Source organism: Pengzhenrongella sp., assembly GCF_036565025.1.
Lineage (GTDB): Bacteria > Actinomycetota > Actinomycetes > Actinomycetales > Cellulomonadaceae > Pengzhenrongella.
This window is the reverse complement of record NZ_DATCNW010000313.1, coordinates 1-14921: the sequence shown is the minus strand read 5'-3', so window position 1 is coordinate 14921 and position 14921 is coordinate 1. Positions and strand designations below refer to the sequence as shown.

Sequence of the window (14921 nt, the reverse complement as noted above, 5' to 3'; positions counted from 1 at the left end):
GATCTGTCCTCAATCTGCTCTCGGTCGGCTCAGCCGACCGGTCCGCCGAAGATGTCGATCGAGCCCTCGCGGAGGGTGACGATCGCACGCTTGGTGTCCTTGCGCTTACCCATGCCGAACTTGGTCCGCCGCGTCTTGCCCTTGCGGTTGATCGTGTTCACGGAAGCGACCTTGACGGAGAAGATCTGCTCGATCGCGACCTTGATCTCCGTCTTGTTAGAGCGCGGGTCGACGACGAAGGTGTACTTGCCCTCGTCGAGCAGCCCGTAGCTCTTCTCCGAGACGACCGGCGCGATCAGGATGTCGCGGGGGTCCTTGGCCACGGTGGTCACTTGGTGTCCTCCTCGTTCTCGGCCTCGGACGCCTCGCCCGAGGTGCCGACGGCCTTCACCGAGCGACCCGTTGCCGGGCCGGCCAGGAACGCGTCGAGCGCGCCCTGGGTGAAGACGATGTCGTCGGAGACGAGCACGTCGTAGGTGTTCAGCTGGTCTGCGACCAGCAGGTGAACCTGCTCGACGTTGCGAAGCGACTTCCAGGTGATCTCGTCCTGGCGCTCGACGACCACAAGCACGTGCTTGCGGCCGGACAGGCGAGCCAGAACTTCGAGCGCCGTCTTGGTCGAGGGCGCGGCGCCCGGGGCGAACCCGGAGACGACGTGCACGCGGCCGGCGCGGGCGCGGTCCGAAAGAGCACCGCGGAGCGCCGCGGTCTTCATCTTCTTCGGGGTCCGCTGGCTGTAGTCACGCGGCGTCGGGCCGTGCACGACGCCACCACCGGCGAACTGCGGGGCGCGGGTCGAGCCCTGACGGGCGCGGCCGGTGCCCTTCTGTGCGTGCGGCTTGCGGCCACCACCGCGCACCTCGCCACGAGACTTCGTGTCGTGGGTGCCCTGGCGTGCCGCAGCGAGCTGCGCGACGACGACCTGGTGGATCAGCGGGATGTTCGTCTGGACGTCGAACACCTCAGCGGGAAGGTCGGCGCTGCCGGCCTTCTTGCCCTGGGGGTCCATCACGTCGACGGTCAGTGAGGATGCAGTGTCAGCCACGTCATGCTCCCTTCGCGGCGGTGCGGACGAGGAGGATGCCGCCCTTGGGTCCGGGAACCGCGCCCTTGACGAGCAGCAGGCCCTTCTCGGCGTCCACCGCGTACACGGTGAGGTTCTGGGTGGTCATCTGGTCGAAGCCCATCCGACCGGCCATCTTCATGCCGCGGAAGACACGGCCGGGCGTCGAAGCCCCACCGATCGAGCCGGGCTTGCGGTGGTTCTTGTGCGCACCATGGGAAGCGTTGTCACCGTGGAAGCCGTGACGCTTCATGACACCCGCGGTGCCCTTGCCCTTGGTGGTACCCGAGACGTCGACCAGCGCGCCGGCCGCGAAGGCCTCCGCAGTGATCTCCTGGCCGAGCGTGTACTCGGAGGCGTTCGGGGTGCGAACTTCGGCCACATGCCGGCGGGGGGTAACCCCGGCCTTCTCGAAGTGGCCCTTGAGCGGCTGCGTCACCTTGCGGGGATCAATCTGCCCGTAGGCGAGCTGGACCGCGGCGTAACCGTCCGTGTCAGCGGTGCGAACCTGGGTAACCACGTTGGTGCCGACCTGCACGACGGTGACGGGGATGAGGAGGCCGTTGGCGTCCCACATCTGCGTCATGCCGAGCTTGGTGCCGAGCACAGCCGTGATCGGGCGCGCGTTCTGCTGGGTGGTCATAGTGATCAGTTCCTTCCCAGCGTCAGAGCTTGATCTCGATGTTCACGTCTGCGGGCAGGTCGAGGCGCATGAGCGAGTCGACCGCCTTCGGCGTGGGATCGATGATGTCGATGAGACGCTTGTGCGTGCGCATCTCGAAGTGTTCGCGGCTGTCCTTGTACTTGTGAGGCGACCGGATGACGCAGAAAACGTTCTTCTCCGTCGGCAGCGGCACCGGACCCACGACCGTCGCACCAGCGCGCGTCACCGTGTCGACGATCTTGCGCGCCGAGCTGTCGATGACCTCGTGGTCGTAGGACTTGAGCCGAATGCGGATCTTCTGTCCCGCCATGGCGTCGTCTGACTCTCTCTCTAGAACTGCTAGCTGTCCGACCCCCGCACTCGGGCGTGTCGCTTGTCGCGGACACACCTTCGCGCTGCACACCGCGCTCTGGCGGCGTTAGATCGATGGATGCTGTCTGGGCTCGGTCACCGGGTGAACCCGGGGCCTGCGAGCCCTCAACGTTTATTGCCTGCCCGGGAAGCTGCACGCATTGTTCACGCGCGCCACTCTCACCGGGCAACCTGGCTAGTGTGCCAGATCATGGCAGTGAAGACCAATCCGTGATCCCTCGCAGGGAAAACAAGCGGGCAGGGCCCGGGCGCAATGCCCGGACCCTGCCGCGAGATCACTTGAGGATCTTGGTGACCTTGCCCGAGCCGACCGTGCGACCACCCTCGCGGATGGCGAAGCCGAGCCCGATCTCCATGGCGATCGGCTGGATCAGCGCGACCGTCATCTCGGTGTTGTCGCCGGGCATGACCATCTCGGTGCCCTCAGGCAGCGTGATGACGCCGGTGACGTCGGTGGTGCGGAAGTAGAACTGCGGGCGGTAGTTCGCGTAGAACGGGTTGTGACGCCCACCCTCATCCTTGGCGAGGATGTAGACCTGCGCCTCGAAGTCCTTGTGGGGGGTGATCGAGCCCGGCTTGACGACGACCTGGCCGCGCTCGACCTCTTCGCGCTTCGTGCCACGCAGGAGCAGACCGACGTTCTCGCCGGCCTCTGCGTAGTCGAGGAGCTTGCGGAACATCTCGACGCCGGTGACGGTGGTCTTGATCGCCTTCTCCTTGATGCCGACGACCTCCACCTCCTCGTTCACCTTGAGCTTGCCGCGCTCCACGCGCCCGGTGACGACGGTGCCACGACCGGTGATCGTGAAGACGTCCTCGATCGGCATGAGGAACGGCTTGTCGATGTCGCGAACCGGGTCCGGCACGCTGGCGTCGACGGCGTCCATCAGGTCCTGGATCGACTTGGTCCACTTGGGGTCGCCCTCGAGCGCCTTCAGTGCGGAGACCTGGATGACCGGAACCTCTTCGCCATCGAAGCCCTGGTCCGTGAGCAGCTCACGAACCTCGACCTCGACGAGCTCGAGGATCTCCTCGTCGTCCACCATGTCGGCCTTGTTCAGCGCGACCAGCAGGTACGGCACGCCGACCTGGCGGGCGAGCAGAACGTGCTCGCGCGTCTGGGCCATGGGGCCGTCGGTGGCCGCGACCACGAGGATGGCGCCGTCCATCTGCGCCGCACCCGTGATCATGTTCTTGATGTAGTCAGCGTGACCCGGCGCATCGATGTGCGCGTAGTGACGCTTCTCGGTCTGGTACTCGACGTGCGCGATGTTGATGGTGATACCGCGCTGCTTCTCTTCGGGCGCCTTGTCGATCTCGTCGAACGGCGTGAAGGGGTTCAGGGTCGGGAACTTGTCGTGCAGCACCTTCGAGATCGCGGCCGTCAGCGTCGTCTTACCGTGGTCGACGTGACCGATGGTCCCGATGTTGACGTGCGGCTTGGTCCGCTCGAACTTCGCCTTGCCCACTGTGTCCTCCTCGGACTCAAGGTAGTGAAATGCCGATCGATGCAGGAGTCATGGTGACACCTGCTGGGCGTTCGGTCCTACCGGTCGGTTTGTGTTGGAACTGAACTGCGGGTTTCGACCAGTGGGACTTACTCGCCCCGGGTCTTCTTGATGATCTCCTCGGCAACGTTCCGAGGAACTTCGGAGTAGCTGTCGAACTGCATCGAGTACACCGCGCGACCCTGGGTCTTCGACCGCAGGTCACCGACGTAGCCGAACATCTCAGACAGAGGAACGAGGGCGCTGATGACCTTAACGCCGGTCGCGTCCTCCATGGACTGGATCATGCCGCGCCGCGAGTTCAGGTCGCCGATGACTTCGCCCATGTACTCCTCGGGCGTGCGCACCTCGACGGCCATCTTCGGCTCGAGCAGGACGGGGTCGGCCTGACGGACGGCCTCCTTGAGGATCATGGAGCCCGCGATCTTGAACGCCATCTCCGAGGAGTCGACGTCGTGCGACGCGCCGTCGAGCAGGATCGCCTTGACGCCCACCAGCGGGTAGCCCGCCAGGACGCCGAGCAGCATCGCGCTCTGGATACCAGCGTCCACGGACGGGATGTACTCCCGCGGGATGCGACCACCGGTGACCTTGTTGTCGAACTCGTACAGCTCGCCCTCGGAAGCAGCCAGCGGCTCGAAGGTCATCTGGATCTTGGCGTACTGACCCGACCCACCCGTCTGCTTCTTGTGCGTGTAGTCGATCTTCACGACGCTGCGGCGGATCGTCTCGCGATAGGCGACCTGGGGCTTGCCCACGTTCGCCTCGACCTTGAACTCGCGGCGCATACGGTCCACCAGGATGTCCAGGTGGAGCTCGCCCATGCCGGCGATGATGGTCTGACCAGTGTCGATGTCGAGGTTGACCCGGAACGTGGGGTCTTCCTCGGCGAGCTTCTGGATCGCGAGGGACAGCTTCTCCTGGTCGCCCTTGGTCTTGGGCTCGATCGCCACGGAGATGACCGGCTCGGGGAACGTCATGGACTCGAGCACGATCTGGTTCTGCGGGTCGCACAGGGTGTCACCGGTGGTGACGTCCTTCAGCCCGATGAACGCGTAGATGTGTCCGGCCGTGGCGGCCTCGACGGGGTTCTCCTTGTTGGCGTGCATCTGGAAGAGCTTCCCGATGCGCTCCTTCTTGCCCTTGGTCGAGTTGTAGACCTGGGCACCGGAGTTGACGTGGCCGGAGTAGACCCGGACGTAGGTGAGCTTCCCGAAGAACGGGTGGGTCGCCACCTTGAACGCCAGCGCCGAGAACGGCTCGCTCGCCTTGGGCTCCCGAACGATGACCTTCTCCTCGTCACCGGGGACGTGGCCCTCCATCGGAGGCACGTCCAGCGGCGAGGGGAGGTAGTCCAGGACCGCGTCGAGCATGGGCTGGACGCCCTTGTTCTTGAACGCGGACCCGCACAGGATCGGGTAGGCCTCGCCACTGATGACGAGCTTGCGGATGCCGATCTTGATCTCCGCGATCGTGAAGTCCTCGCCCCCGAGGTACTTCTCGAGCAGGACCTCATCGGTCTCGGCGACGGCCTCGATGATCTTGGCCCGGTACTCCGCGGCGAGCTCGACCATGTCGGCCGGGATCTCCTCGGTCGCGTACTCCTCGCCGAGGGCGGTCTCGCCGTGCCAGACGAGCGCCTTCTGCTCGACCAGGTCGATGACACCGATGAAGTCGTTCTCGGCGCCGATCGGCAGCTGGATCGGCAGCGGCTTGGCCTTCAGGCGGTCCACGATCGTCTTGACCGTGAAGTAGAAGTCCGCGCCGAGCTTGTCCATCTTGTTGACGAAGCAGATGCGGGGGACGTGGTACTTGTCCGCCTGCCGCCACACCGTCTCGGACTGGGGCTCAACGCCCTCCTTGCCGTCGAAGACCGCGACCGCGCCGTCGAGCACCCGAAGGGAGCGCTCGACCTCGACCGTGAAGTCCACGTGACCCGGGGTGTCGATGATGTTGACCTGGTTGTCTTTCCAGTAACAGGTCGTCGCGGCGGACGTGATCGTGATGCCGCGCTCCTGCTCCTGCTCCATCCAGTCCATCGTCGACGCACCGTCGTGGGTCTCGCCGATCTTGTAGTTGACCCCGGTGTAGAACAGGATCCGCTCGGTCACGGTCGTCTTGCCGGCATCGATGTGCGCCATGATGCCGATGTTCCGGACCTTCCTCAGGTCCGTCAGCACGTCGAGTGCCACTGTGTCGCCCTTCTCCAAGCATCGGGTGGCGCCGCCGGACTAACCGGCAAGCGGCGCCGCTGGGGTTACCAGCGGTAGTGCGCGAACGCCTTGTTGGACTCGGCCATCTTGTGCATGTCCTCGCGGCGCTTGACCGCGGCACCGAGGCCGTTGCTGGCGTCGAGGATCTCGTTCATGAGGCGCTCGGTCATCGACTTCTCGCGACGGGCGCGGGAGTAGTCGGTGAGCCAGCGCAGCGCGAGCGTGGTGGAACGCACCGGGCGGACCTCGACGGGGACCTGGTAGGTCGCACCGCCGACGCGCCGCGACTTGACCTCGAGGGCCGGGCGGACGTTCTCGAGCGCGCGCTTGAGCACGACGACGGGGTCGCCGCTCACCTTGGCCTCGACGCCCTCGAGGGCACCGTAGACGATGGCCTCAGCGACGGACTTCTTGCCGTCGCGCAGAACCTTGTTGATCAGCTGGGTGACGACCGGCGATCCGTAGACCGGGTCGATGATGAGCGGCCGCTTCGGGGCCGGACCCTTGCGAGGCATTAGTTGCTGCCCTTCTTGGCGCCGTAGAGGCTACGAGCCTGCTTGCGGTTCTTCACGCCCTGCGTGTCGAGCGCGCCGCGGACGATCTTGTAGCGGACACCGGGGAGGTCCTTCACGCGACCGCCGCGCACGAGCACGATCGAGTGCTCCTGCAGGTTGTGGCCGACGCCGGGGATGTAGGCCGTGACCTCGATCTGGCTGGAGAGCTTGACGCGCGCGACCTTGCGGAGAGCCGAGTTCGGCTTCTTCGGGGTGGTCGTGTAGACGCGCGTGCACACGCCGCGTCGCTGCGGGCTGCCCTTGAGCGCGGGGGTCTTCGACTTCGTGGACTTGGGCTGCCGGCCCTTGCGGACCAGCTGCTGGATCGTAGGCACTGCGTCTCCGTGTCTGTTCGAGGTAGTTCTCTGGTCGGTGCGGATCCTTGTCCGCTCCTGGTCGGATCGACCCTGTCTGGGTCGACCCGGAGGTCTTGAGTCCCGCTCCCACCCCCGCACCCGGGTGTGTCTGTCCACCTCTGTGCGGCAGACACAGACCGAATCGCTCCGGTGAATGTGTCCGCACGCGCTGGGAAGGAGATCCACCCGGCACCCGCCACCCGCCACCCGACCTGCCGAGGCAGTCTGAAGTGGGAATGCACGTACGAGGGCCCGACGGCGCGGGCACGGTCGCCTACGTTACCGGCACCGCTCTGCTCCGTCAAAATCGCGCCGTCAAACCCGCAACGTCCGAGCGTTGACGTCCTATAGGACGTCAACGCTCGGACGTTAGCAGGTGTTCAGTGCACAGCGGTCAGCGGAAGCCCCCGAAGTCGAGGTCCTCCAGCGGGATCGCCTCGCCGGAGCCGAGGCCCAGTGCGGGGAAGTCGATCTCGTCGTAGCCGAAGCTCGGGTACAGCTCGGCCTTCGCCTCCTCGGTGGGCTCGACCGACACGTTGCCGTACCGGGGAAGTCCGGTACCCGCCGGGATGAGCTTTCCGATGATGACGTTCTCCTTGAGCCCCAGCAGCGGGTCGCTGCGTCCGCTCATGGAGGCCTCGGTCAGCACTCGGGTGGTCTCCTGGAAGGAGGCCGCCGAGAGCCACGAGTCGGTCGCGAGCGAGGCCTTCGTGATGCCCATGAGCTCGGGACGACCCGACGCCGGCTGGCCGCCCTCGGCGACCGCCCGACGGTTGGCGTCCTCGAACCGGCCACGCTCGGCGAGCTCGCCGGGCAGCAGGTCCGAGTCACCGGAGTCGAGCACCGTGACCCGGCGCAGCATCTGCCGGACGATGACCTCGATGTGCTTGTCGTGGATGTCCACACCCTGCGAGCGGTAGACCTCCTGCACCTCGTCGACCAGGTGCTTCTGCGTGGCCCGCGGGCCGAGGATGCGCAGCACCTTCTTCGGGTCCACGGCGCCCTGGACGAGCTGGGTGCCGACCTCGACGTGGTCGCCGTCGGAGATCAGCAGCCGGGAACGCTTGGTGATCGGGTAGCCGATCTCCTCCGACCCGTCGTCCGGGGTGAGCACGAGGCGGCGGATCCGGTCGGACTCGTCGATCGTGATCCGGCCGGAGAACTCCGCGATCGGACCCTCACCCTTGGGGGTGCGGGCCTCGAAGAGCTCCTGGACGCGGGGCAGCCCCTGGGTGATGTCGTCGGCCGAAGCCACACCACCGGTGTGGAACGTACGCATCGTGAGCTGCGTGCCGGGCTCACCGATCGACTGGGCCGCGATGATGCCGACGGCCTCGCCGATGTCGACGAGCTTGCCGGTCGCGAGCGACCGGCCGTAGCACTTGGCGCAGGTACCGACGCGCGACTCGCACGTGAGGACCGAGCGCACCTTGAGCTCGGTGACCCCGGCGGCGAGCAGGGCGTCGATGAGCACGTCGCCGACGTCGTCCCCGGGCTGGCCCAGGATCTTGCCGTCGACCTCGACCGTCGCGGCGAGCGTCCTGGAGTAGGTGCTCGTCTCGACCTTGTCGTGGCGGCGGAGCGTGCCGTTGCCGGCGTCGACCCCGATCGTCATGGCCAGGCCACGCTCGGTGCCGCAGTCGTCCTCGCGGACGATGACGTCCTGGGACACGTCCACCAGCCGGCGCGTGAGGTACCCGGAGTCGGCGGTCCGCAGTGCGGTGTCCGCCAGCCCCTTGCGGGCGCCGTGCGTGGCGATGAAGTACTCCAGGACCGACAGGCCCTCGCGGTAGTTGGACTTGATCGGGCGAGGGATGATCTCGCCCTTCGGGTTCGCCACAAGGCCGCGCATACCGGCGATCTGACGGACCTGCATCCAGTTACCACGTGCACCCGAACCGACCATCCGGTAGATGGTGCTGCTCGCCGGGAAGTTCTTCCGCATCGCCTCGGCGACGCGGTCGGTCGCCTGCGTCCAGATCTCGATGAGCTCCTGACGGCGCTCGTCGTCGGTGATCAGACCCTTCTCGTACTGGGTCTGGACCTTGGCGGCGCGCGCCTCGTGCTCCTCGAGGATCCCTGCCTTCTCGACCGGAGTGATGACGTCGGAGATCGAGATGGTGACACCCGAGCGGGTGGCCCAGCGGAAGCCGGCCTCCTTGAGCGCGTCCAGGCTCGCGGCGACCTCGACCTTCGCGTACCGCTCGGCGAGGTCGTTGACGATCACGGAGAGCCGCTTCTTGTCCACGACCCCGTTCTCGTACGGGTAGTCGACGGGCAGCAGCTCGTTGAACAGCGCCCGGCCGAGCGTGGTGTCGAAGACGATCGAGTCGCCCGCGTTCCAGCCCTCGGGAGCCGTGAAGCCCTCGGCCGGCGGGACGAGATCGGTGAGCTGGATCTTGATCTCGGCGTTCAGGTCCAGCTGACCGCCGTCGAACGCCATGATCGCCTCGGGCACCGAGCTGAACGAGCGGCCCGCGCCCTTCGCGTCGGGCTTGTCCGACGTGAGGTGGAACAGGCCGATGATCATGTCCTGGGTGGGCATGGTCACCGGGCGGCCGTCGGACGGCTTGAGGATGTTGTTGCTCGAGAGCATCAGGATCCGGGCCTCGGCCTGGGCCTCGGCGCTCAGCGGCAGGTGGACGGCCATCTGGTCGCCGTCGAAGTCCGCGTTGAACGCGGCGCAGACGAGCGGGTGCAGGTGGATCGCCTTGCCCTCGACGAGCTGGGGCTCGAAGGCCTGGATGCCCAGACGGTGCAGCGTGGGCGCGCGGTTGAGCAGCACGGGGTGCTCGGTGATGACCTCTTCGAGGACATCCCAGACCACCGGGCGTGCGCGCTCGACCATGCGCTTGGCCGACTTGATGTTCTGCGCGTGGTTGAGGTCGACGAGCCGCTTCATGACGAAGGGCTTGAAGAGCTCCAGGGCCATCTGCTTGGGCAGACCGCACTGGTGCAGCCGGAGCTGCGGGCCGACGACGATGACCGAACGGCCCGAGTAGTCGACGCGCTTGCCGAGCAGGTTCTGGCGGAACCGACCCTGCTTGCCCTTGAGCATGTCCGAGATCGACTTGAGCGGGCGGTTGCCCGGACCGGTCACCGGACGTCCGCGGCGGCCGTTGTCGAAGAGTGCGTCGACGGCCTCCTGGAGCATCCGCTTCTCGTTGTTGACGATGATCTCGGGCGCGCCGAGGTCGAGCAGCCGCTTGAGGCGGTTGTTCCGGTTGATCACGCGGCGGTACAGGTCGTTCAGGTCGGAGGTCGCGAAGCGGCCACCGTCCAGCTGGACCATCGGGCGCAGGTCCGGCGGGATGACCGGGACGGCGTCCAGGACCATGCCCTCGGGCGTGTTGCTCGTGGTCAGGAACGCGTTGACGACCTTGAGCCGCTTCAGGGCGCGGGTCTTGCGCTGGCCCTTGCCGTTCTTGATCGTGTCGCGCAGGGACTCGGCCTCGGCCTCGAGGTCGAAGGCCTGCAGCCGCTTCTGGATCGCGGCGGCACCCATCGAACCCTCGAAGTAGTTGCCGTAGCGGTCCGAGAGCTGGCGGTAGAGCAGCTCGTCACCCTCGAGGTCTGCGACCTTGAGGCTCTTGAACTTGTCCCAGACGGTGTCCAGACGCTCGAGGTCGAGGTCGGCCCGCTTGCGCAGCTGAGCCATCTCGCGCTCGGCCGAGTCGCGCACCTTGCGGCGCGCGTCGGCGCGAGCACCCTCCGCCTCGAGCTCGGCGAGGTTGCCCTCGAGCTTCTTGGCGCGGGCCTCGATGTCGTTGTCGCGGCGGTCGGTGATCTCCTTCTTCTCCAGGTCGATCTCGTTCTGGAGGTTGGGGAGGTCCTCGGCGCGACCGGCGTCGTCGACCGACGTGATCATGTAGGCGGCGAAGTAGATGACCTTCTCGAGGTCCTTCGGCGCCAGGTCGAGCAGGTAGCCGAGGCGGGACGGCACACCCTTGAAGAACCAGATGTGGGTCACCGGGGCGGCGAGCTCGACGTGGCCCATCCGCTCACGGCGGACCTTCGAGCGCGTGACCTCTACGCCGCAGCGCTCGCAGATGATGCCCTTGAAGCGCACGCGCTTGTACTTGCCGCAGTAGCACTCCCAGTCCCGGGTGGGGCCGAAGATCTTCTCGCAGAAGAGCCCGTCCTTTTCCGGCTTGAGCGTGCGGTAGTTGATGGTTTCAGGCTTCTTGACCTCGCCGTGCGACCAGGCGCGGATATCTTCAGCCGTGGCCAGACCGATGCGCAACTCATCGAAGACGTTGACGTCGAGCAATGCGTCCTACTTCCTTCGCGTGCCGTGATCCGTATTTCTGTGACGGCCCGGCGGTGATGGAGGAACTACGGGTGTGGGTCACCGCACGTCGCGTACCCCGTCAGGGCTGGCGACGTGCGGGACCGGGTCAGATCTCTTCGATGCTGCTGGCGTTGGGTCGACGGGACAGGTCGATCCCGAGCTCCTCCGCTGCGCGGTAGACCTCGTCGTCGTTCTCCTTCATGTCGATCGAGACACCGTCGGAGGACAGCACCTCGACATTCAGGCAGAGCGACTGCATCTCCTTGAGGAGCACCTTGAAGGACTCCGGGATGCCCGAGTCGGGGATGTTCTCCCCCTTGACGATCGCCTCGTACACCTTCACGCGCCCGGGGACGTCGTCGCTCTTGATGGTCAGGAGCTCCTGGAGCGTGTACGCGGCGCCGTACGCCTCGAGCGCCCAGACCTCCATCTCACCGAACCGCTGGCCACCGAACTGCGCCTTACCACCGAGCGGCTGCTGCGTGATCATCGAGTACGGGCCCGTCGAACGCGCGTGGATCTTGTCGTCGACGAGGTGGTGCAGCTTCAGGATGTACATGTAGCCGACCGCGACGGGCTCCGGGAACGGCTCGCCGGAGCGTCCGTCGAACAGCCGGGCCTTGCCGGTGCCGTCGACCATGCGGTCGCCGTCCCGGTTCGGCAGGGTGACCGAGAGGAGGCCGGTGAGGGCATCCTCCTGCACGCCGTCGAACACCGGGGTCGCGATCGGCACGCCCGGGAGGGACGAGGCGGCGATGGCCGGCACGTTGGCCTTCCAGGACGCGTTCTCGTCCTCGGCGAGCGCGATGTCCCAGCCCTGCTTGGCGACCCACCCGAGGTGGGTCTCCAGGACCTGGCCGACGTTCATGCGGCCGGGCACGCCGAGCGGGTTGAGCACGATGTCGACGGCGGTGCCGTCGGACAGGAACGGCATGTCCTCGATCGGGAGGATCTTGGAGATGACGCCCTTGTTGCCGTGCCGACCGGCGAGCTTGTCGCCGTCGGTGATCTTGCGTCGCTGGGCGATGTAGACCCGGACCAGCTCGTTGACCCCGGCGGGCAGCTCGTCGCCGTCCTCGCGGTTGAACGTGCGGACCTCGATGACCGTGCCCGACTCGCCGTGCGGAACCTTCAGCGACGTGTCGCGGACCTCGCGGGCCTTCTCGCCGAAGATGGCGCGCAGCAGGCGCTCCTCCGGGGTGAGCTCGGTCTCGCCCTTGGGCGTGACCTTGCCGACCAGGATGTCGCCCGCGCCGACCTCGGCGCCGATGCGGATGATCCCGCGCTCGTCGAGGTCCGCGAGGACCTCCTCGGAGACGTTGGGGATGTCCCGCGTGATCTCCTCCGGCCCGAGCTTGGTGTCGCGAGCGTCGACCTCGTGCTCCTCGATGTGGATCGAGGACAGCACGTCGTCCTGCACCAGGCGCTGGCTGAGGATGATGGCGTCCTCGTAGTTGTGGCCCTCCCACGACATGAACGCCACGAGCAGGTTGCGGCCGAGGGCGAGCTCGCCCTCGTCCGTCGCCGGACCGTCGGCCAGCACGGAGCCGGCCTCGACGCGAGCGCCGTCGTCGACCAGCACGCGCTGGTTGTAGGACGTGCCCTGGTTCGAGCGGCGGAACTTGGCGACCCGGTGGCTCGTCGTGGTGCCGTCGTCGTTCGAGATCACGATGAGGTCGGCGGAGACCTCGGTGACCACGCCCGGCTTCTGCGCCACGATCACGTCACCGGCGTCGACCGCCGCACGGCGCTCCATGCCGGTCCCGACGAGCGGGGCCTCGGAGCGCACCAGCGGAACGGCCTGGCGCTGCATGTTCGCGCCCATCAGCGCGCGGTTGGCGTCGTCGTGCTCGAGGAACGGGATCAGGGCGGTCGCGACCGACACCATCTGGCGCGGCGAGACGTCCATGTAGTCCACGGACTCGCCGGGGACGACCTCGACCTCGGCCTTGTTGCGGACGAGCACCTTGTCCTCGGCGAACGAGCCGTTGGCCTTCAGCGCCGCGTTCGCCTGCGCGATGATGTAGCGGTCCTCGTCGTCGGCGGTCAGGTAGTGGATCTCGTCCGTGACCTTGCCCTTGATGACCTTGCGGTACGGCGTCTCGATGAAGCCGAACGGGTTGATCCGTCCGTACGTCGCGAGCGAGCCGATCAGGCCGATGTTCGGGCCCTCAGGGGTCTCGATCGGGCACATGCGGCCGTAGTGCGAGGGGTGGACGTCGCGGACCTCCATGCCGGCACGGTCACGGGACAGACCACCCGGGCCGAGCGCGGACAGGCGACGCTTGTGCGTCAGTCCGGCGAGCGGGTTGTTCTGGTCCATGAACTGCGAGAGCTGCGAGGTCCCGAAGAACTCCTTGATCGACGCCACCACGGGGCGGATGTTGATCAGGGTCTGCGGGGTGATCGCCTCGACGTCTTGCGTGGTCATGCGCTCGCGGACGACGCGCTCCATGCGGGACAGGCCGGTGCGGACCTGGTTCTGGATCAGCTCGCCGACCGCGCGGATGCGACGGTTGCCGAAGTGGTCGATGTCGTCGGTCTCGACGCGGATCTCGACGGCCTCGCCGGCACGCGTGCCGGGCAGGGTCGTGACGTCCGCGTGCAGGGCCGCGAGGTACTTGACGGTCGCGACGATGTCGCGCACGGACAGCACCGACTCGTTGAGCGGGGCGTCGACGCCGAGCTTCTTGTTGACCTTGTAACGCCCGACCTTGGCCATGTCGTAGCGCTTGGGGTTGAAGTAGAAGTTCTCCAGCAGCGCGCGACCGGCCTCGATCGTGGGCGGCTCGCCCGGCCGGATCTTGCGGTACAGGTCGAGCAGGGCCTCGTCCTCGGTGGAGACGTGGTCCTTGTCGAGGGTGTCCAGCACCGCGGGGAACTGGGCGAACTCCTCGCGGATCTGCGCCTCGGACTGGCCGAGCGCCTTGAGCAGCACGGTGACCGACTGCTTGCGCTTGCGGTCCACGCGCACGCCGACGGCGTCGCGCTTGTCGATCTCGAACTCGAGCCAGGCGCCACGGCTCGGGATGATCTTGGCGGTGAAGATGTCCTTGTCGGACGTCTTGTCGGCGGTGCGCTCGAAGTAGACGCCCGGGGACCGCACGAGCTGGGAGACGACGACGCGCTCGGTGCCGTTGATGATGAACGTGCCGCGCTCCGTCATGAGCGGGAAGTCGCCCATGAAGACCGTCTGGCTCTTGATCTCACCGGTGGTGTAGTTGACGAACTCGGCCGTCACGAAGAGCGGCGCGGCGTACGTGAAGTCCTTCTCCTTGCACTCCTCGGCCGTGTACTTCGGCGGCTCGAAGCGGTGCTCGCGGAACGACAGCGACATGGATCCGCCGAAGTCCTCGATCGGGGAGATCTCCTCGAAGATCTCCTCCAGACCGGCGGTCTCGGGGACGTCCTGGCGACCGACGAGGGCAGCGGCGGCAACGCGTGCCTGCCACTTGGAGTTGCCGAGCAGCCAGTCGAAGTTCTCCGTCTGGAGACCAAGAAGGTCCGGAACCTCGAGCGGCTCACGGATCTTGGCGAAAGAGATACGCCGGGACGCGGTGCGATTCGCGATAGCGTCGACGGACGGTGCAGAAGGGATGCGCGAGGCAGCCAAGAGGGGGTCCTTCCCTGCAGATCGAGTGCAAGCTGCGCCGGTCTCGGCGGGGCGCGGCCCCCCGGCCTCGAGTCCGGTGACATCGCGCACGACGACGTCACTAGGGTCTCGGGTTATTCGGGGACGCGGGCACAAGCCAACGCAAAGCGCTAGCGTAGTCGATCGGGACAGGACTGTCCACTGGAGCATTATGCGGCCACGCACCGGGGCTTTGCACCACCCGGCGGGGCAGATCAGTCTTTCGGCGTACTCCACGAGGCGACGAGGCCCGCACCCGGATGCCCGGG

At 66.7% G+C, this 14921-nt stretch carries 10 protein-coding genes; all 10 read right to left on the bottom strand.

Annotated elements, in window-relative coordinates:
* Positions 1-29 precede the first annotated feature (29 nt).
* Positions 30-332, bottom strand: coding sequence for a 50S ribosomal protein L23 (rplW, locus tag VIM26_RS18060; RefSeq protein ID WP_331953728.1), 303 nt, complete (start codon positions 330-332; stop codon positions 30-32).
* The gene (rplD, locus tag VIM26_RS18055; protein ID WP_331953827.1) at positions 329-1009 is read right to left on the bottom strand and encodes a 50S ribosomal protein L4; all 681 of its coding nucleotides are present in this window, start codon (positions 1007-1009) and stop codon (positions 329-331) included. The genes rplW and rplD overlap by 4 nt, the downstream gene beginning before the upstream one ends.
* Before the next feature lie 37 nt (positions 1010-1046).
* Positions 1047-1706: a 50S ribosomal protein L3 gene (gene rplC, locus VIM26_RS18050; RefSeq protein WP_331953726.1), complete on the bottom strand. Its 660-nt coding sequence runs from the start codon at positions 1704-1706 to the stop codon at positions 1047-1049.
* A 22-nt stretch (positions 1707-1728) separates the two neighbouring features.
* Complete coding sequence (gene rpsJ / locus VIM26_RS18045; protein ID WP_012867945.1) at positions 1729-2037, bottom strand: 30S ribosomal protein S10; 309 nt, start codon at positions 2035-2037, stop codon at positions 1729-1731.
* A gap of 337 nt (positions 2038-2374) precedes the next feature.
* On the bottom strand, positions 2375-3568 hold the full coding sequence (gene tuf / locus VIM26_RS18040; RefSeq protein ID WP_331953702.1) for an elongation factor Tu: 1194 nt from the start codon (positions 3566-3568) through the stop codon (positions 2375-2377).
* A gap of 128 nt (positions 3569-3696) precedes the next feature.
* Positions 3697-5799 carry an elongation factor G gene (fusA, locus tag VIM26_RS18035; RefSeq protein ID WP_331953701.1) on the bottom strand — a complete coding sequence of 701 codons (2103 nt, stop codon included), beginning with the start codon at positions 5797-5799 and terminating at the stop codon, positions 3697-3699.
* A gap of 65 nt (positions 5800-5864) precedes the next feature.
* Positions 5865-6335, bottom strand: coding sequence for a 30S ribosomal protein S7 (gene rpsG, locus VIM26_RS18030; protein WP_331953699.1), 471 nt, complete (start codon positions 6333-6335; stop codon positions 5865-5867).
* Positions 6335-6709, bottom strand: a complete 375-nt coding sequence (gene rpsL / locus VIM26_RS18025) for a 30S ribosomal protein S12 (RefSeq protein WP_331953697.1) — start codon at positions 6707-6709, stop codon at positions 6335-6337. The genes rpsG and rpsL overlap by 1 nt, the downstream gene beginning before the upstream one ends.
* 415 nt (positions 6710-7124) lie before the next feature.
* On the bottom strand, positions 7125-11000 hold the full coding sequence (locus VIM26_RS18020) for a DNA-directed RNA polymerase subunit beta' (RefSeq protein WP_331953695.1): 3876 nt from the start codon (positions 10998-11000) through the stop codon (positions 7125-7127).
* A gap of 127 nt (positions 11001-11127) precedes the next feature.
* Positions 11128-14634, bottom strand: coding sequence for a DNA-directed RNA polymerase subunit beta (gene rpoB, locus VIM26_RS18015; RefSeq protein WP_331953693.1), 3507 nt, complete (start codon positions 14632-14634; stop codon positions 11128-11130).
* Between the last annotated feature and the right edge of the window lie 287 nt (positions 14635-14921).

Bases quoted from the DNA above. Each gene is read 5' to 3' on its own strand.
- rplD (WP_331953827.1), bottom strand. From the start codon at position 1,009: ATGGACCCCCAGGGCAAGAAGGCCGGCAGCGCCGACCTTCCCGCTGAG.
- rplC (WP_331953726.1), bottom strand. From the start codon at position 1,706: ATGACCACCCAGCAGAACGCGCGCCCGATCACGGCTGTGCTCGGCACC.
- rpsJ (WP_012867945.1), bottom strand. From the start codon at position 2,037: ATGGCGGGACAGAAGATCCGCATTCGGCTCAAGTCCTACGACCACGAG.
- rpsG (WP_331953699.1), bottom strand. From the start codon at position 6,335: ATGCCTCGCAAGGGTCCGGCCCCGAAGCGGCCGCTCATCATCGACCCG.